The sequence below is a fragment of the Candidatus Protofrankia californiensis genome (assembly GCF_900634765.1).
GTDB classification, from domain to species: Bacteria; Actinomycetota; Actinomycetes; order Frankiales; family Frankiaceae; genus Protofrankia; species Protofrankia californiensis.
Window position 1 is genome coordinate 1 of sequence record NZ_CAAAFT010000323.1, and the last position, 17125, is coordinate 17125.

The 17125-nt window shown below is 66.1% G+C and carries 17 protein-coding genes and 2 pseudogenes; 12 read left to right on the forward strand and 7 right to left on the reverse strand.

Going from position 1 to position 17125, the window contains the following annotated elements; translation table 11 throughout:
* Window positions 1–146: 146 nt before the first annotated feature.
* Window positions 147–386, reverse strand: coding sequence for a transposase family protein (locus tag DD1DGNOD_RS16950; RefSeq protein ID WP_241255790.1), 240 nt, complete (start codon window positions 384–386; stop codon window positions 147–149).
* On the opposite strand from DD1DGNOD_RS16950, the gene DD1DGNOD_RS29680 reads away from it, so the two are divergent.
* The 7 genes from DD1DGNOD_RS29680 to DD1DGNOD_RS16980 all read left to right on the forward strand — a co-directional run bounded on the left by DD1DGNOD_RS29680 (window position 330) and on the right by DD1DGNOD_RS16980 (window position 8102).
* Window positions 330–482: a hypothetical protein gene (locus tag DD1DGNOD_RS29680; RefSeq protein ID WP_241255792.1), complete on the forward strand. Its 153-nt coding sequence runs from the start codon at window positions 330–332 to the stop codon at window positions 480–482. The genes DD1DGNOD_RS16950 and DD1DGNOD_RS29680 overlap by 57 nt on opposite strands.
* 686 nt (window positions 483–1168) lie before the next feature.
* On the forward strand, window positions 1169–2335 hold the full coding sequence (locus DD1DGNOD_RS16955) for a cytochrome P450 (RefSeq protein ID WP_131770571.1): 1167 nt from the start codon (window positions 1169–1171) through the stop codon (window positions 2333–2335).
* Window positions 2336–2405: 70 nt separating this feature from the next.
* The gene (locus DD1DGNOD_RS16960; protein ID WP_131770572.1) at window positions 2406–3803 is read left to right on the forward strand and encodes a hypothetical protein; all 1398 of its coding nucleotides are present in this window, start codon (window positions 2406–2408) and stop codon (window positions 3801–3803) included.
* A gap of 26 nt (window positions 3804–3829) precedes the next feature.
* Window positions 3830–4801, forward strand: coding sequence for an aspartyl/asparaginyl beta-hydroxylase domain-containing protein (locus DD1DGNOD_RS16965; RefSeq protein ID WP_131770573.1), 972 nt, complete (start codon window positions 3830–3832; stop codon window positions 4799–4801).
* A 39-nt stretch (window positions 4802–4840) separates the two neighbouring features.
* Window positions 4841–5989, forward strand: coding sequence for a glycine amidinotransferase (locus tag DD1DGNOD_RS16970; RefSeq protein WP_131770574.1), 1149 nt, complete (start codon window positions 4841–4843; stop codon window positions 5987–5989).
* Window positions 5990–5991: 2 nt separating this feature from the next.
* The gene (locus DD1DGNOD_RS16975) at window positions 5992–7296 is read left to right on the forward strand and encodes an ATP-grasp domain-containing protein (protein WP_241255791.1); all 1305 of its coding nucleotides are present in this window, start codon (window positions 5992–5994) and stop codon (window positions 7294–7296) included.
* Entirely contained in the window at window positions 7293–8102 is an 810-nt protein-coding gene (locus tag DD1DGNOD_RS16980) for an SAM-dependent methyltransferase (RefSeq protein WP_131770576.1), read from the forward strand. Before DD1DGNOD_RS16975 ends, DD1DGNOD_RS16980 begins: the two co-directional genes overlap by 4 nt.
* A gap of 36 nt (window positions 8103–8138) precedes the next feature.
* On the opposite strand, the gene DD1DGNOD_RS16985 is transcribed toward DD1DGNOD_RS16980, so the two are convergent.
* The 3 genes from DD1DGNOD_RS16985 to DD1DGNOD_RS16995 form a co-directional block, all read right to left on the reverse strand.
* The gene (locus tag DD1DGNOD_RS16985) at window positions 8139–9125 is read right to left on the reverse strand and encodes a phosphotransferase family protein (protein ID WP_131770577.1); all 987 of its coding nucleotides are present in this window, start codon (window positions 9123–9125) and stop codon (window positions 8139–8141) included.
* A gap of 190 nt (window positions 9126–9315) precedes the next feature.
* Complete coding sequence (locus DD1DGNOD_RS16990) at window positions 9316–9540, reverse strand: DUF397 domain-containing protein (protein WP_131770578.1); 225 nt, start codon at window positions 9538–9540, stop codon at window positions 9316–9318.
* A gap of 20 nt (window positions 9541–9560) precedes the next feature.
* Entirely contained in the window at window positions 9561–10421 is an 861-nt protein-coding gene (locus DD1DGNOD_RS16995) for a helix-turn-helix domain-containing protein (protein ID WP_131770579.1), read from the reverse strand.
* Between the two features lie 202 nt (window positions 10422–10623).
* Between DD1DGNOD_RS16995 and DD1DGNOD_RS28230 the strand changes: the two genes are divergently transcribed.
* From DD1DGNOD_RS28230 to DD1DGNOD_RS17010, 4 genes are all read left to right on the forward strand, one after another.
* On the forward strand, window positions 10624–11073 hold the full coding sequence (locus DD1DGNOD_RS28230; protein ID WP_206443251.1) for a hypothetical protein: 450 nt from the start codon (window positions 10624–10626) through the stop codon (window positions 11071–11073).
* Window positions 11074–11079: 6 nt separating this feature from the next.
* On the forward strand, window positions 11080–11250 hold the full coding sequence (locus tag DD1DGNOD_RS27170) for a hypothetical protein (protein WP_165036802.1): 171 nt from the start codon (window positions 11080–11082) through the stop codon (window positions 11248–11250).
* 71 nt (window positions 11251–11321) lie between these two features.
* On the forward strand, window positions 11322–11699 hold the full coding sequence (locus tag DD1DGNOD_RS17005) for a recombinase family protein (protein ID WP_165036804.1): 378 nt from the start codon (window positions 11322–11324) through the stop codon (window positions 11697–11699).
* A 104-nt stretch (window positions 11700–11803) separates the two neighbouring features.
* Window positions 11804–12253, forward strand: a complete 450-nt coding sequence (locus DD1DGNOD_RS17010; protein WP_165036806.1) for an ATP-binding protein — start codon at window positions 11804–11806, stop codon at window positions 12251–12253.
* Window positions 12254–12482: 229 nt separating this feature from the next.
* On the opposite strand, the gene DD1DGNOD_RS17015 is transcribed toward DD1DGNOD_RS17010, so the two are convergent.
* Window positions 12483–14639, reverse strand: coding sequence for an NACHT domain-containing protein (locus DD1DGNOD_RS17015; RefSeq protein ID WP_131770582.1), 2157 nt, complete (start codon window positions 14637–14639; stop codon window positions 12483–12485).
* Window positions 14640–15474: 835 nt separating this feature from the next.
* Here DD1DGNOD_RS17015 and DD1DGNOD_RS17020 point away from each other — a divergent pair.
* A complete protein-coding gene (locus tag DD1DGNOD_RS17020; protein WP_131770583.1) occupies window positions 15475–16218 on the forward strand; it encodes a toll/interleukin-1 receptor domain-containing protein in 744 nt (247 codons plus the stop codon).
* A gap of 234 nt (window positions 16219–16452) precedes the next feature.
* Here DD1DGNOD_RS17020 and DD1DGNOD_RS17025 read toward each other — a convergent pair.
* Window positions 16453–16677 (reverse strand): annotated as a pseudogene (locus tag DD1DGNOD_RS17025) (hypothetical protein); the annotation flags it as partial.
* 225 nt (window positions 16678–16902) lie between these two features.
* Window positions 16903–17125 (reverse strand): annotated as a pseudogene (locus DD1DGNOD_RS17030) (IS5/IS1182 family transposase); the annotation flags it as partial.

A 17125-nucleotide genomic window follows, 5' to 3' on the forward strand; every position in this document is an offset into this window, starting at 1 on the left:
GCCCAGCACCCGGGTTACGAAACAGCCTTTAGTCGCGGCCGGCTTGATAATTCCGATCATCTCTTCTGTTCGCCAAAACGCGGCGAACAGAATCCGAGTATTTGGATCCCAGCTGACAAGCACCGGACCTCTCGCCAAAGAATCTATCAGGATTTCCTGGAGTATCCGAACGCTCGGCCGTGCCCACTCGGTAATTGCGTCGACCTCTTCAGCTGACCAAGACCATGCCATCGTTTCCTCTCTGGGGCGGCCCATTCCCCGATCGCCGCGAACGACCGGGCGCCGCTGAGCATGGCGCACACCGCAATCGCCAGGAGCGCGGCGAAGGGGTGACGTACCCCGCGCCGTCGACGGGGATCCGGTACCTGCGCGAGAGCTTCCAGCAACGCGGTCTGGTCACCTTTGGTGACCAGACGCGGCTGGCCGAGCCTGTCCGGGATCTGCGCGGCAAGCTCGTCGACCACGGCGGCGACGGGGGATGATGGCATCGGCGGGCACGGCCTTCCCTGGCGAACGTGAAGCGTCGAGAACTCCATGATCGGTGGGGGGTCGTGCCTGCCGTGCGTCTACCTCCGGCGTGTCGCCGGTATCCGTCCAGGTCAGACCATGCATCGACCGATGCCAAGAATGATCAACTTGGCCTGTCGACTACGAAATGGCCCTGGGCGGCCGTCGCTACATCAGCCGCGACCAGCTGACCGCCTTCCTCGACACCCACACCCGCTCGGGGTACCACCGCACCAGGTGAGAGCAACGGGCGTTGGGTCGACACAGTGGTCTGACAACGACTTCACAAACGCCCACCGTGACGGCAATTAGGGCTTATTGTCATCAGATGCAACATTTAGTAGGCATAGAAACATGTGATCTGCTTAGGTCTTTTGTAGCCCGGTTTGTTGTTCTACGCATCGCCTTGATCACGATGCATCCATCGTCCGGAACGCGCTGGTGAGCCACATGCCTACTTAAAGGTCCTCCGCCCGCGCCGTTTTGAGCGCGGGCGGAGGACGCCATCCCGGCGCGGGCAGGCTCAGCCCACGCCGCCTCATACTTCAGAGAGGGGGTCTTCCATGATCTACGATCACTGATTTCGGTCAAACGGGCTGGGTCCGGACCGTACCGGACCCAGCCGACCTCAAGAACCGCCGTGAACCCGCGAGGAGAGTTGATGTCGTCCCTGACCACGTACGACCCGCTGGATCCGGCGACACTGGAGAGCCCCTACCCGGTTCTCGCGGCCCTGCGGGAGACCATGCCGGTGTTCTGGCACGAGGGCATGCAATCCTGGGCTCTGACGCGCTACACAGACTGCCTTGCCGTGCTACGCGACCATAATCGCTTCGCCCGCGATCGACGGCGTATGGGCGCTGTAGTACCGGAACCGAGCCTGAGCGTGCAGTCTCTGGACCCGCCGGACCAAGCGCCGGTACGCAGTCTGTTCATGAACGCGCTCCAGGCACAAGACCTCGATGCCATCGAACGGCGGGCTCGCCTGATGCTGGCCGCACGCTTCGATCAGCTCACTGATCGTGCGGAGTTCGACGTGATGATGGAAGTCGCGGCACCGCTGTCAGTGATGGTCATCTCGGATCTACTCGGTGTCGACGAACCTGATCTCGACTCCTTCGCTGCGGTCTCGAATGCGATCATGCGGAGCATGGACGCCGGTCTTGATCCGACCGTCGTCGAGCCGGGCCGGATCGCCCGACAGGAGCTGAATGCGCTGGTGGAGTCGTGGTTTTGCACCAGTGGCAGGCCGGGCCTTCTCTCGCACGTCAGGGAGCATGCTCGCCTACGAGACGACGCTGGCCTCGACCTGTTCGTCCGCAACACCGCCCGAGTAATGTTTCAAGGCGGCTACAGCACGATGGTCGCCGCCATCGGCAACGCCATACACACCCTGCTGCAACACCCGCAGGCCCTTCAGTGGATGCGTAATGCAGCCCTGCTGCGCACCGGCATCGACGAGTTGGTCCGCTACGACGGGCCGGTGCAGGGCACGAGCAGGATCGCGACCGAGTCCTGCGAGATCGGCGGTGTCACGGTGCAAGCGGGCGAGACCGTGCTGATTCTGTTCGCCGCCGCTAACCACGACCCGGCCCAGTTCCCGGAGCCGGACTGCTTGCTGCTGGACCGCTCGCAGGGTCGGCACCTCGGATACGGGTGGGGCACCCACACGTGCATCGGCACGGTGCCCGCCCAGATGGCCCTGCGTGCCTTGGTCGTGAGCCTGCTCGACCATTCGGCGTCGCTGTGCGCAGCCGGAAAGCCGCGTCGCCATCGCACCGCGACTATGCGCACCTTCGAGGTGCTGCCCGCTGCCTTCCACTCTTGATCCACCTGCCGCCCGTGCCTCTGTCGGGCGGTCACTGTGATCAGCGCCTGCGTAACCTTGGAGCGCACCTGTGCGAATCCTTATCGGCAACCACATCGATCCCATCATCCGCAACCGGGGTGATCTGCGGGCCTGGACGCAGCGTGTGCTGTGGTTCGCCCGCGAAGGCGACCTGGTTGTACTGTGCGACGAGCCTGACCGGCAGTTCCTCACCTATGCAACGTCCTACACGGGCGTAAACCCCACGAACCTGCGTGTTCTAGTCCCCCCGGGTGGCCGCCACGGCGGCTGGCTGCTCGATCCCGAGAGCCTGACCGGCACTGAGTTCGTCCAGGCCGTTCGCGACGCGCTCGGCGACGGGGGGCCGGAGCAGGTTGAGGAGATCTTTGCGCTGTGGCCGTCAGCGCACGTGTCCCGTTTCGCTGCGGCCCTGGGCATAGAAGAGCGGTTCCCGGGGGCTGGTTTCTTTGCCCAGGGCGGCGGGGAGGTGGGCAACAATAAAGCCACCTTCCGGGCGCTGGCGGCCGGGGCCGGGGTACCGATCCCTTCAGGAGCCGTATGCCGCAGCGAACATGAGGCGGCCGACGCCACCGCCGCTTTACTGGCCAGGACGGGCGCGGTCATGGTCAAGCAGGCCCACAACGGGGCCGGGGTGGGCAATCAGCTTGTGGTCCGCGATGTCTCCCTCGCGTCCGACCACGTCGGAGCACGCCACATCCATCATCTTGGCAGCGATGCTCCGGGGACGATCGTGGCGTACTGGAGGGAGCGTTGGGCCTGGGCTTCCGCACACGGTCGCTTCCCGGTCGTCGTCGAGGAGTTCGCACCGGACGCGGTGTCTGTCTACTCCGAGCACTACGTCGCCGACGACGGGACGCGACCGACGGAAATGGGGAGGCTGCTTTACGTCGGGCGGCGCCTGAGTCACCAAATCGTCCCCCTGCGCGGAGTAGACGAGGAGGCCCGCGCTCAGCTCCTTCAGGGCGGGGCTCGGCTGGCAGAGATCTACCGAGCGCTCGGGTATCGCGGATACTTGAGCGCGGACGCGATCATCACCGTCGATGGCCACGTGGTGTTCACTGAGGTCAACGCCCAGGTGTCAGGGTCGCTGCATATCTACCAGGTCATCGCCCATAGCATCGTCGACACCGCCGCCGCCCCGGAGCGGTCGGTCGTGGAGTACCACGTCCCCCCGACATGGGCCGTCCCCGACTTCGATGCCTTCCTCACGGCTGTCAACGAGATCGGCTGCGCCTACGATCCTGCCGCCCGCACCGGTGTCATCGTCTCCATGCCGGTTATCCCTCTTGAACCCGGACGTGCCCAGTTCGTGTTCTGCATCGCCTACGCCGCTGAGGCCGACCGCCAGGCGGTGCGGGAGGCACTCGACAAGCGGTTTGCGGCCGTTCCCGCAGGCACTTACGCCGCGAGTGACCACGTCGGTGTGCCGGCCAGCCTCACATCTTGACACCGGCTTTGAAGAGGAAATCTGCGATGACCATGCCCGACGAGCCGCAACCCGCACCGTTCGCCGAGGCTGCCCGGCTCGCCTGGTCGTTCGACGCAGGGCGCCTTGCCCGAGAATTGATCGAGGTCACCAGACACTCCTGGCAGCCTCAGCGCATTCACGCCCCCGGCGGAGGCATCGGCACAGCTACTGCCATTGATTGGCGAGTACTGCCGCTACGCAGCCCCGGCGGCAACCCGGACCGTACCGACCCCGGCGGCCCTGGCCCGACCGACTTCGCGCCCACCGTCTGGTTAGAGCGGCTGCCATACTTGCGCGAGATCATCGGGCTGATACCAGCACCGCTGAACGCCGTCCGGTTAATGGCGCTCGGCCCCAGCGCGGTTTCTCATCCCCATCGTGACCCGAAGTACGCTCTGCACCGCGGCTTCGTACGCCTGCACATTCCGATCGTCACTCATCCTGGGGCGCTCCTTGTCCTTGACGGCGTGGAGTTCTGCTGGCAGGCCGGGCAGTTCTGGTACGGGGACTTCTCCCGGGAACACCTGGTGCGTAATGGCGGACCATCGACCCGGGTACACACCGTCATCGACGCCCTGCTCACCCGCGAACTGGTCGGGCTGTTTCCCGTGGCCTGGCAAACTGCTCTCGCGGAGGGCGACGTGCTGTTCAATCGGCTCGTCCAATCGGTCGTCACATGCTCAGTGGCGCTCCCCTATGCGGCGTTCCTACCCCGCGGCTTCACCGACTTCGACCACGACCAGTCGCTGGATGGACCCCTTCAGCCCATACAAGTCACCGCGACCGGCGGACGACTGACGCTTACCACCGCTGACCGTGTCTTCGCCCTTACCTTGGTTGGGGCGGGCGAGTACCGCTTCGCCGGATGGAGCGAGCAACGCACCCTCCAACTCGCCGATGACGGCATCGTGCTGCGCGTACGCCACGGGCGCGCGCTTAAGGAGCGGTATCTGCCCGCCAAAACCGCTGTCCAGTAACTCGCGGCCCAACATCTCCGCCAGAAGACAAGGACCCTCATGCAGCTGAACAGCTATGACGACTTCACGCCCTTACGCGAGATCGTCGTCGGCTCCGCCGAGAACTACCTCAGTCACGACCGCGACATCACTTTCGAGCTGTTCCACCACGACAACATGCGCGGCTTCCGCTCTGACTGGGCCTACCCGCGTCTGGCCATAGCCGACGGCGACCGCACGGCACAGAACTGGATCATCAAGCGGCGCTACACCGAAGAACTCCACGAGGATGTCGAAAACCTGGCCGCTGCTCTCGCCGCCCTCGGCGTAACGGTGCACCGGCCGCTGGCCCTGCCTCCAGATGCCGCCCCCATCGCCGGGCTGGGCTGGCAAGCAGCGCCCACGCCCGCGCTGAACATCCGCGACAACACCCTCATCCTCGGCGACGAGATCATCGAGACCCCGCCGGCGATCCGCTCCCGGTACTTGGAGACCCGCCTCCTGAGCCCCGTTTTTCGCCGTTATTACGAGGCCGGAGCCCGATGGACAACGATGCCGCGTCCCACCCTCACCGACCACAGCTTCGACCTGTCCTATGCGCGGGATGCTGCGACCACGCTGGGTGGGCCCACTGAGTCGATCGCCGACCCGCAACACTCCCCGTATGACATCGGTTTCGAGATGATGCTCGACGGGGCGCAGGTCCTACGCCTGGGCCGCGACCTAGTCATCAACATCGCCCAGGACAACCACCGGATGGCGGTCGATTGGCTTCAGCGGCACGTTGGCAACCGCTACCGCATCCACCGTGTGTACCGGATGGCCGACAACCACATCGACAGCATGCTCCTGGCACTGCGGCCTGGGGCGTTCCTCGCTCGCCACGAGGGCATCCGCGACATGCTGCCGGAGTCGCTGCGATCGTGGAAGTTCATTGTCCCCCCTGAGCCCGACCCCAGTGCCTTTCCCATCTATGACGACAACGACTTGGTCCTTACCAGCCCTTACATCGATCTCAATGTGCTGTCGGTCGATGAGAACACTGTGCTCGTCAACGAGGACTGCCCTGGTCTGCTCAAGACCCTCGATGCCAGTGGCTTCACTACCGTCCCCGTACGGCACCGGCACCGGCGCTTGTTCGGCGGCGGCTTCCACTGCTTCACCCTCGACACCCGCCGTACCGGCGCCTGTGAGGACTATCTGTCGTGACGATGCCCTGTGTGCTGCTGCTGGAGGCGGCCGGACCTGAGTCCGGCGCGCTTGTCGCGACTGCGGTTGCCTCCGGCTACGAAGTCCACGCCGTCACCCAGTCCGAGACTCACGCCGCCTACAGAGCGGATCTCCGAAATCTCCTGACGGGCTGCTTGCTGACCGACTTTGCCTGCCCCGCGCAGGCTCTTCACGACGTCGTCACCTACGCCCACCGCATCGGCGCCGACGCGGTGCTGACTACCAATGAATACCTCACGCCCCTGCTCGCTAAGGTATGCGCCAGCCTCGGTCTGCCTGGTAACGATCCGGCCCATGCCGACGCAGCCCGGAACAAGGCCGCCATGCACGAGGCATTCGCACGCCACGGCGTCACCGCGCCGCGCACCTTCGTCGTCGACGACAAGAACCAGCTACGCCGGCTGCACACCACCGAAAGGATCATCTTTCCGTACGTCATCAAGCCCGCCGAGGGGGCGGGCTCCGCAGGCGTCACCGTCGTCCATGACCCGGCCGGCGTGGCTGCGGCCTGGCAGGCGGCCCGCACCCCGCGAGGCATGTACGGTATGCCGCTCGACCCGTGCGTCATCGTCCAGGACTACGTCGAAGGCACCGAGTACAGCGTCGAGTCCCTCACCCAGAACGGATCCACGACGCATCTGTGCGCCACCCGCAAGGCCGTCACCGCCGGCAACCACCGCGTCGAGGTCGGCCACAGTTTGCCCGCCGTCTTGCCGCCCTACGTCGAGCGGGCCATACACCAAGAGGTGGAGCGGGCAATCGCCGCGGTCGGAATCCACAACGGCGCCTCACACACCGAGGTGATGCTTACTCCCGATAGCGGTTGCGTCGTCATCGAGATCGGCGCTCGCCTCGGTGCCGGCCAGATCGGTTTCCTTATCCAGCATGCCCTCGGCATCGACCCGTGGAAGGCGCTCCTCGACACCGCCCTCGGGTACCCCACCGACCTCACCCCGACCCGCGACGATTACGCCACCGTACGGTTCCTCACCAGTCCGCGCACAGGCCGTCTGGCATCGGTGGCCGGACTGCCCACGACTGGCCCCGGAGTGCCCGTCGTTCATCTGCGCACGGCCATCGGCGATGCCGTTCGTGAGGCCCAGGCCAACCACGGGCGTCTTGGCCACCTCGTTGTGACGGGACCAGACGCCGATACGGTCGATCGCCACGCTGAGTTCCTGCTTGCTCAGATCACCATCGATGTCGTCCCCGAGCCTGCGGCACCAAATAGCCTGGACCGCCCCAAATTACGACCGAGTCAGGCCGGAGCTCAGGAAAGCTTATGACCGTGCATCACGGCCCGAGCGCACCGTCCGCAGCACCAGAGCCTCCGCTGACCGCAGCGGACGAATTCGACGCACTGTTCCACAGCGAGTCTCGCTCTGGCGGCTTCAGCCGGGTGTCCCGGATCGTCGATCCCACGCTGCCACCGGAGATCGAGCCGTTCTCCTTCCTCTCTGCCGACCTGCTACGTCACATCGCTGAGGCCCTGATGCTGGAGGAGGGAGATACCCTGGTTGACCTCGGATGCGGGCGCGGCGGCCCCGGCCTGTGGCTGGCCCGCGACGCGCACGCCAGTCTGATCGGTATCGACTTCTCCCCGGTCGCCGTAGTCCAAGCCCAGCAACGGGCCGCCGCGTTCGGGCTGGCCCGCGACGCGCGCTTCGTGGTGAACGATCTGGCCTCCACCGGGCTCCCCGATGCGAGCGTGTCGGCGGCCGTTTCCATCGATGCACTCCAGTACGCCCAAGAGCATGACGCGGCTGCCGCAGAAGCCCACCGAATCCTCCGTCCAGGCGGACGTCTCGTCCTCACCGGCTGGCACCCACGCCGGCTCGGCGACTCACGGCTACCCCGGCGACACCGCCGTACCGACTGGCCCACAGTGCTGCGCACCGCAGGATTCATTGCCGTGGAATGCCACACCCGGCCCGGCTGGACCGACACCTACCTGCGCATCTACCGTGCCGCGCTCCAGATGGGTCCTCCAGGCGGGGACACTGCGCTCGCCAGCCTACAAGGCGAAGCTCGGCGCAGGCTGCCTACGGCCCATCACCTGTACCGGGTCGTTGTCGTCGCAGTTGCGAGCTGAGTCTCCGCTCGGTGTTCCAGCAGGAGCATCGGTTAATTAGGTCAGATCGGCCAGCACCGCGGCCATGGCGCTGTAGGTGTCCCGTACGCCTTCGGGGTTGCCGAGACGGTGGCGCTCCAGGCGGATGGCGCCGAGGTGCCGGGCCTCGTAGATCCGCGCACGCCACGTCGCGGCGGGAGAACGGTCCCGCGTCCCGTAGCTTTCCCAGAACGCCACTCGCTCGTCCGCCTTCGCCACAGCCATGCGGATCGTCCAGTCCGCAGCCGGGTCACCCCAGCAGGTGCGGTCCATGTCGAGAACCCCGGTGATCGTCGGCTCTGGGGCGGTGGCGTCGAGCATCACGTTGACGGTCCACAGGTCACCGGCCAGCAGGCGTGGCTCGGTGATCTCGTCGAGGACATCGTGGCGCTGGGTGGCGACGGCGGCGACCTTGCGCATATCGGCGACGTCCAGGCCGGCGCTGTCGATGTCGGCGGCGATGTCTTCCAGGGACGCGGTCACGGCCGCGCTCCATGTCGCGTGCGCCGGGCTTGCAACGGGGCCGAAGGACGGGCCGCGTACCGCGTGGACGTCCCGTGCGATCGCACCCATCTGCCGGAAGAAGCCCGGCCAGGTCGAGCGCGGGTAGCCACCGAGGTGATCCGGGGCGGAGACACCGTCGAGGAGAGTCTGGACCATGTAGTCCCGGCCGATCACCTCATGGGACCAGTCCGCAGCGAGGACCCGCGGCATCAGCGGCGCGATCGTCGCGAGCCACGGAACGCTCGCGTACTCGTTGCGCATCAGCTGCCGTTCGGAGCGGAACTGTCGGGTCGGCTCGGGCGCGACCCGCAAGATCACCGGCTGCTCCTGCCCGACGACGGTCACGCGGTACGTGCTGTTGTACATGCCCCCGCCCAACTCGACGGCGGAGCGGGCATAGGCTTCGGCGCCGAAGACACGGCGGCAGATCGCCTGGATCTCGTCGGCGACCACCGGCTGCTGGAACGCCTCCGCAGCACGTTCGATCGGTCGGAAATCCATGTGGCTCCCTTGGGCTCGTGACAGGAACAGCCGGGCGGGCATCGGCACCGACCGCGAAGGCTGTGCGTCGTTCTCGGCGGTGATGCGGGCGGAGGTCTTCCCACCGTGACGGCATTCCACCTGGATCCTGGCGTCGATGACGCGCCGTACACGCCCCCGACGTCAGGATCTCTCGGCAGGCCGCAGCCCGTCAGGTCATGTCGTCGAACTCGCCGGCTTTGACGCCTTTGATCCAGGCGTCCATCTCGGTCCGGGTGAAGAAGACGGCCCCTCGGTCGGGGTGGTTGCTGTTGCGCACAGCGATGCGGCCGTCTTCCAGTGCGGCGACTTCGACGCACGAGCCGCCGCCGCCGTTCGCTCCGCCGGTGAAGCTGCTCGTACGCCATGCTGCGCGGGACAGATCGGTGTCGGTCATCCCGCGTCTCCTCTCCTGGGTCAGTACTCGCCCAGGATAGTGGAGATCAGCTTGATCGACTCACCCGGTGACAGCGCGACCGTGCTCAAGGCTGCGAACCGCATGGTGCAGCGTCGTACGTCGTCCTGGCTCTCCAGGTAGACGCAGCCCACCTGCCCTTCGACGTAACCGATGTCGTGCGCCAGGTTGGGCAGAGTCAGGATCGTGAAGGCGCCCTCCATGCCGGGGTGTGGTCCTGCGGCCAGCGGCAGTATCTGAATAGTGATGTTGGGCTGCTCCCTGGTTTCGAGGAGACGTTCGAGTTGGCCCCGCCACACTCGTGCTCCTCCGACCGGGCAGCGCAGCACCGCTTCGGACAAGATTGCTTGGAACTCGACCGGTCGCCCTCGGGTGATCACCTGCTGGCGGATCATCCGTGCCGCGACGAAGTTCTCCGTCATGGGGATCGGTGTCGTCGGGTCGATCGCCGCGACCATCGCCCGGGCGTAGTCCGATGTTTGCAACAGGCCGGGTACCAGGGCGAGCTCGAACTGTCTGATGGTGCTGGCGGCCTGTTCGAGGCCGACGAGGGTGTGCGTGTCCTTGGGGACCGCTGAGGACTGCCACCACCCCTTCTGCCGTGCCTCGCGGGCCATCTCGACAAGCACGGCGGCCTCGTCGTCCGCAACGCCGTAGACGGCTGCGAGGTGTTCGACTTCGGCGGGTTGGGGAGCGTAGACGCGGGTCTCGATGCGCTGGATCTTCGATCGGGACCAGCGCGGCGAGCGCGGCTTCGCGTGAGCGGCGGCCTCCTCGATCGTCAAACCGGCCCGCTCCCGATGGGTACGCAGTGACTCTGCGAGCTGCCAGAGCCGCAACGTAGGGCTGACCCCTTCTCCCACAGCGCCTCCCGACGAGTCAGTCGATCTTCCGGACTCAAAAAATCATGGGTTACCCATTGCTAGAGTGGGAAACCCAGAATACAGTCTCAGTGACCCAATGGTAGCGGTATGCCGCAAAACTGGAAGCCCCAGCCATACGAACCTGGACGGAATTGGGCGGCAGCCGTCACGCAAGGTCACGGACAAGACGAGGAGCGTTGGCATGACGGCCATGCGCCACCACACCGGCGGCGGGTTGACGCGGTTTCCAGCACCGACGGCAGAAGAGAAGTCCGCCGGCCTTCTCGAAGCCTGCATCGCCGGCCTGGCGCCACGACCCTTCGCCTTAATTGAAGATCAAGATGACCGGCTCCCTGGCCACATATTCGCCTGGAGGTTGCAGCTCGCTGACCGGCCCGACCTCGACGTCATCCTCGAAGCCGGCCCCGAGGGCATTGCCGAACGGCTGACCGACCGCGGCCCGTGCAACCGCTTCCAGCTCCCGTCCGACAGCTCACACGCCGAAGTCCGCTTCTACCGGCAGGCCACCGAGCGGCTGATCCAAGCCGGCTTCGACGTGCTGCGGGTGGATGTGAACCACCGGCCTCCCGAACAGTTCGCGGCCCCCATCCGCGACCGACCGTTGCCGTTCTTCATGCTCGCGGCCGAGTGAGCGGGCATGGTCGAGACGGTCATGGGTACCGAGTCTGTAAGCGAGATGGACGCGCTTTACCGCCTTGCCAGCGTGGTTATCAACGAACACACCGACGACCACGGCCTGTGCGCCGTGTGCGGCAGTGCCTTTCCATGCGAGCGAGCTGTCCTCGCCGAGAACAACCTCGCGCTCTGACGCGCACTGGGAACGGGCCGAACCGACGACAGCCGAAACCGGCCCGATCACCACAGCCACGGAGATACACCATGAAACCCCTTGCCTACGGCTATATGCGCGTCTTCCATGACGCAACAGATGAACAACTGCTCTCGGTAGAACAGCGCATCAAGAACTACGCGGAAGAGCATGGTTTTGCGTTCGGTGGCACCTTTCAGGAGCCGGCCAGCGGTTCGCACGCCACCCTCAACGAGCTGATCAAAAAAATCGGGCAGACCGAGGCCGAGTACGTTATCGTGCCGTCCCTCGACGACCTGTCAGGAAACAGCATCCTCCGAGGCTTGCTCCTGGACCGCCTTGAGGGGCAGGCGGGCGTGGAAGTCCAGGAGCTCCGTAGCGCCGTGCGACCAGGCACGGCCAGCAGCGACACGATGGATGAGCCGGGGTCGCTCCCCGGCAGGAAGTAGTCTTCATGCCCGGGGTACGCTACCGCCAACTGACGCTTGCGGCTCTTCTCACGGCCGTCCCTTGCTCGCGCGTCTTCACGAAGAGCACGCTCACCGAGTGGGGCATGGCAAGCATCCTTGATGACGCCCTTCTCGTGGTTTCCGAGCTGGTAACCAACGCCGTCAGGGCCACCGGTATAACCGACCCTGAAGCGCAGTGGCCAGAGCGTACGAATAGCAGCATCACGATCCGCCTGGTCGGACTCGACAATTGCATCATTATCGAGGTGTGGGATGCGAGCCTGGAAGAACCACGGGTCAAGCACGCAGAGATAGACGACGAAAGCGGGCGCGGCCTTGAATTGATAGGGCATATCGCAAGAGACTGGGGTTCCTATTTACTCCGCAGCGGCAAGGTGGTATGGGCGGAACTGTCGATCTCCGCCATGTCGGCGTCCGACCTGCCCCGCCGTAGGCTGCCTCCTCCCTCCGAACAGCCAACAGTCACGGAAGAAACCCATATACATGATCCAGAACTTCTGAAGCGAGTACTCGGCGGCCTGCAAAGACTTTAGCTGACAAATGGCGTAACAGCACCTTGGGCAGGATGGAAGACTATGGCGCAACGGCTTGTCGCGTGGAACGAAACCGGTTTCCTACCCCAAGAGCTCGGGAAGGTCACAGCGCTCCACTTGGAGTACGCGGCACTCGTCAGGCAGCGGCCCGAGCTGGCGGCAGCCATAGACGGTGGACGGATCATCTCGCACAACGTGTGCTACTACGGGCACGGCGTGCTTTTAACGTTTATCGTGGAGACCGGACCTTCGCGAGCCTCTCCTGGAGCCGGACATGACGAAACTGGTACGCGGCTCCCACCTGGCGAAGCAGGCCACGGTCATAGGAGTCATCGAGAAACCTGACCAGGCGCCACGGAATTCTGCCCTGCACAGCGAGCCACAGGTGTGAGACGCGATAGCCGATCCAGGCGTTGGCCGCCGCCATCCCGACAGCGAGTCCGCCCAGAACACCGGTGATGGCGCCCGAGAGCAGCCGGTCGACGCTCCCTATCGCCACGCTGACGACAACGCCGACCACAAGGCCGCCCGCCGCCCCGCCCAGCAGGTTGCGCACGAAGATCGTCCGGTGCGCGTGCAAAAGGTCGGCCGGTCCACGCGCGTGATCGGCCTTCACCGGGACCCATGAGAACTGCAGCACCCCCACCATGAGCCCGCCAACGATGCCGCACAGCACCCCGAGGATCTCTCCGCCTGCGAGCACGCATGAGAGCACAACGCACGAGGCGCGCCCGACCAGGCGCAGCCCCGAGCGGATATAGCCAAAGCCGTGCAGATCGAGGTATCGGGGTTCGGGGGTCTTGCGGAAACTGGCCGCGAGCCCGGTCGCCACCGCTCCGCCAAGCCCGAAGGCGAAGCCGTGGCCGTACCTCACCTCGCCCGCCACGCCGAAGATCAGTCCGCCGAACACGCCGAACGCGATGGCGATCCCCACCGGCGGAAGGGCGTCCCTCAGCCGCCACCAGGCAAGGTCCGGTGTCTTGAGACGCTCCAGATGAGACGCGAGAAATCCGAGCCACACCGGAGCCCGCAGGGGCTTCCAGAACCGCGGCCGAGCGGTTCGCCGATCGGTTTCCTTCACCGGAACGGGTGACCGCGGGTAGGCAATGCGGACGAGTTCGTCCAGCAGGTGGCTTTGCACGTCATCCGCTGTCGGGAAACGGGCGGCGTCCATCATCTCGGTGGGCACGCTGTCCGGAGTCGAATAGACGCTGCGCGCGAGCACCACGTTCAGGGCCGTGGTGAAGACCTCGGACACCACCTCGCCTTCCGGGGCCCTGAGCTGATCGAAAATTGGCTGCCATGCAGCGATCCGGTACGGCGGGTTGGCGCGGGTGAGGTAGTCGACCACCTCGTTGGGATCGATCGGCTCCGCCAGGATCACCGCTGCCGAGGTGAGCACGTCGCTGGCGCGCACCGCTTCCTCGTATTCCTTGTGCCGGCACGTGAGAATCACCGGCGCGTCCAGCCCCAGCGCCTTGCTCATGTTCGGGATCGCCTCGTGACGTCTGACCTCGTGAAGCTCGTCCAGACCGTCGACGATGGGCAGGAGCTTTCCCTTGTCCAGCAGCTGCCTGACCATGCTCACGCCGCGTCGTTGCGGCGCTCCGTAGATGCGTTCGAGCTCACGGACCAGCCAGGTGTTCATATGGTCCTTGGCGGGGTCCCACGACGCCGCGGACAGGAGCACGGGAACCCGGTCCCCAGGCGCCCGGTCTTTGATCAGGGCAAGCAGCAGAAGTACTGCCAGCGACGTCTTGCCGGATCCGGGCGAGCCGAGGATCACCAAGCGCCCCCGCGGGAGGCCGGAGAACATCGACGCAAGCTGGCCGGTGTCAGCACTGGTCCCGGACAGGCTGTCGCGGCCAACGTTGACCCGGTGATCCGTCAGCTCCTCGCTGGCCGCCCGCCAGCGCACAGCCAGCGGGACCGGAGGATCCAGCAGACCACGCGTAAGAGCCTCCTCGTACCACTCCTCGAAGACCACCTCGCTGAGGTTGTCGGCAGCCGAATCCAGCTGCTCAGGCGACGTACCCATCCGGCTCCTCTGCACCATCACGGCGGCGAGCGCGGACGCGAGGAGGGGCGCCAGCGCGGCCACCCCAACGATTTCTGCCGCCTCTACGCGCCCCAGCCCGCGAAGCACCACGCCTAAGGCCGCCAGTACGGCGAACGAAACGGCGAAAAGGTACAGCCAAGCAGACGCACGGTTGCCGCGACGTGCCCAGTTGAACGTGGTATCGGCCGCCGCCTGCACACCCGCAGCCTGCTGGACGATCTGACCCAGGTTCACCCCGACGGCAATCCCAGGACCCGACGCCGACACCTCGTCGACGCGAATCCCATCCGCCGTCGCCGCCCGCGCCGCAACTGGTTCCGGTGCCACAGCGTCCTCAGACTGCGCGCCAGAGCCAAACCCGTCAAGGAAAGTCGACTGTCCCGTGGGCTCCACCGGTCCGCCGACCGGGTCGCCGCCGCCCCCGTTTGTCACGCAAACAGAGTGACATCGCTATCCGCAGCGGACGCTCGGTGTCCGCTCTGGTGACCTTCCGTTGTCCAACAGGCTGACGGCAGTAGGCCAGCTTGCGGGCGTAGACGCGGCGTCCAGGCTCAAGGGAGCCGGCTCGGACCGCTGGAAGCGCGGGGCTGCTTCGTCCCGTCGCCAGCGCAGGACGATGGCGCACTGGTGAAATGGCCGACGGGCAGCCGCAGCACGCCATCCGCAGATACGGATGGTCTCGCTTGGCCGTGTTCAACGCAGACTCGGACTGGACTCCACCCACAAGCCGCTCATCGTTCGCGTCCAAGACTGAGCCCGCCCCGGGCCGCCGGGCGAGGGCGAATCCGCCGTGTCGTCGCCCGGCTGTTGCCGACGCCGCAACCGATGCCTGGTCAGGTAGGCGGAACCGACTGTAGCTGGCTGATCCCCACGTGCGCCGGGCAGAGCAGGCACGGCACCCACTGTCCATCAGCAAGCGTCTATACCCGCAGCCTCGGGGCCGGCGTGTGGGACATCCCGATGCGGTAGACACCGACGGATCGCCCCGCGAGCGAGTTCGGGACAACCGCAACGCCGCGGTTCGCGACTGCGCCGGCCGAGGATCTGGCGGATAAGCCGAACTACGGCAGGCAGGTGAGCCCGAACTTGGGGTTCGCCCGCCAACGTCGACCTCGCCGACTCATTGCGTCAGTCCGGAACACGATGCTGGCACACTGTTCGCGTGACCAACGGGGGTAACCCCAGCACGGGATCCACGGACCGGACCGGCTGGGACTTTTTCGTCTCCTACACGCAGACCGACCAGGCCTGGGCGGCGTGGATCGCCTGGCAGCTGGAGGAGGCCGGCGGGTTCCGGGTGCTACTGCAGGCGTGGGACATGGTGCCCGGGACGAACTTCGTCGTCGGGATGCAGAACGGCGTGACACGCGCGCAGCACACCATCGCGGTACTGTCCGACGCCTACGCACGCTCCCTGTTCGGCGCGGCCGAGTGGCAGGCCGCGTTCAGCGCCGACCCGGACGGGTTCCAGCGCAAGCTACTCGTCGTACGCGTCGAGGACTGCGCCCGGCCAGGGCTGCTCGGCCAGGTCGTCTCCTTCGACCTCTTCAGCGTCCCAGAAGACGAGGCCCGCGACGAACTGGTCAAGTGGGCCAGGCTCGCCGCCACCGGCGGACGCGCCAAGCCAGCAGACCCGCCGACCTTCCCGGGAGGCTCCCCGGCCGCCGCCAACGCCGCCCCAGCCAGCCCAACTGGTGCCGGGGCGGGCGCCGCCATGTCTCCAAGCACCTCCGGTGCACAGTCGGTAGGCGGGATCCGAATCGGCGACGTGTCCGCACCCGGCGGCGGGATCGCGGTCGGCGTCAACTACGGACAGATCTCCCAGCAGCGCCACGACAAACAGCAGACAGTCCAACCCGACGGCGCGCCGGGAGGCACCAAGCAGGGCGGCACCGGGTCGTCGTGACAGTGCGCGAGAACCCAAAGTACACGATCTTGTGCGTCAGATCCGACGCGAACCTGGACCCGAGCCGCTACCTCCACATATGACGCATTGTAATCATACCGTCACGTCCGAACGGAACGACGCTCATCCGGATCGGTGCCAGGAAGCGGGGTCAGGTCCGCAAGCGGCGTAGGTCTCGTCAGCGACCCGCGCCCACCGACGCGGCAGGCGCAGGATCGCCGTCCTTGCAATAGGTCACACGACGTCTTGCGGCTCATCACCGATGGGGCCGCTGGCGCCTTCGATCCGGGGGTGGATGTCGCTACGCAGCTGCGCGACCAGCCCGGGCGCGGTCGGAGCACCGACGTGCAGACGCTTGCGCAGCGTCTCCGCGGAGATCGGCCGCTGAAACTCCTGCCAGTGCAGCACATCCTCAGCCCGAGCCCGATGCAGCAGATCCTGCTCCCGAGCCTTCCGATCCACCCGACGCGGCCCCTTCGTCGCGCCGCGTGTCTCGGCGGCAACCTGCCGGCTCCGGCCGCCTTCCCCTTCCACACCAGCGGCTTCGGCCGACTCCGGGACCGGCGGTACGCCGTCCCGACGAACGATCAGCAGGAGTGGCCCGACGGCGTCGAACGCGGCCTTGCCTAAAGGCTGTTTCGTAACTCGGTTTGGGTGTCGTGCGGCGGTCCGGATGATGCTTGGTCAGCCGGCCCGGCTGATGTTGTACAGATGCGCGATCCCGGCCGCGGTGACCCCGAGGGTGCGGGCCTGGCGGCGGTAGTCACGCAGGATCTTCCAGGTCTTCATCCCGGCAAGGGTGTGCTCGACGCGGGCCCGGACCTTACGGTGCACTCGGTTGAGTTCCTCCGTCCACTCCGGGAGCGGTTGCCCGTCGGCCGGTTGCCGATACGGCATGATCACCTCC

Bases quoted from the DNA above. Each gene is read 5' to 3' on its own strand.
- DD1DGNOD_RS16955 (WP_131770571.1), top strand. From the start codon at position 1,169: ATGTCGTCCCTGACCACGTACGACCCGCTGGATCCGGCGACACTGGAG.
- DD1DGNOD_RS16990 (WP_131770578.1), bottom strand. From the start codon at position 9,540: ATGACCGACACCGATCTGTCCCGCGCAGCATGGCGTACGAGCAGCTTC.
- DD1DGNOD_RS17005 (WP_165036804.1), top strand. From the start codon at position 11,322: ATGAAACCCCTTGCCTACGGCTATATGCGCGTCTTCCATGACGCAACA.
- DD1DGNOD_RS28230 (WP_206443251.1), top strand. From the start codon at position 10,624: ATGACGGCCATGCGCCACCACACCGGCGGCGGGTTGACGCGGTTTCCA.
- DD1DGNOD_RS27170 (WP_165036802.1), top strand. From the start codon at position 11,080: ATGGTCGAGACGGTCATGGGTACCGAGTCTGTAAGCGAGATGGACGCG.
- DD1DGNOD_RS16970 (WP_131770574.1), top strand. From the start codon at position 4,841: ATGCAGCTGAACAGCTATGACGACTTCACGCCCTTACGCGAGATCGTC.
- DD1DGNOD_RS16985 (WP_131770577.1), bottom strand. From the start codon at position 9,125: ATGGATTTCCGACCGATCGAACGTGCTGCGGAGGCGTTCCAGCAGCCG.
- DD1DGNOD_RS16975 (WP_241255791.1), top strand. From the start codon at position 5,992: ATGCCCTGTGTGCTGCTGCTGGAGGCGGCCGGACCTGAGTCCGGCGCG.
- DD1DGNOD_RS16980 (WP_131770576.1), top strand. From the start codon at position 7,293: ATGACCGTGCATCACGGCCCGAGCGCACCGTCCGCAGCACCAGAGCCT.
- DD1DGNOD_RS17010 (WP_165036806.1), top strand. From the start codon at position 11,804: ATGGCAAGCATCCTTGATGACGCCCTTCTCGTGGTTTCCGAGCTGGTA.
- DD1DGNOD_RS16965 (WP_131770573.1), top strand. From the start codon at position 3,830: ATGACCATGCCCGACGAGCCGCAACCCGCACCGTTCGCCGAGGCTGCC.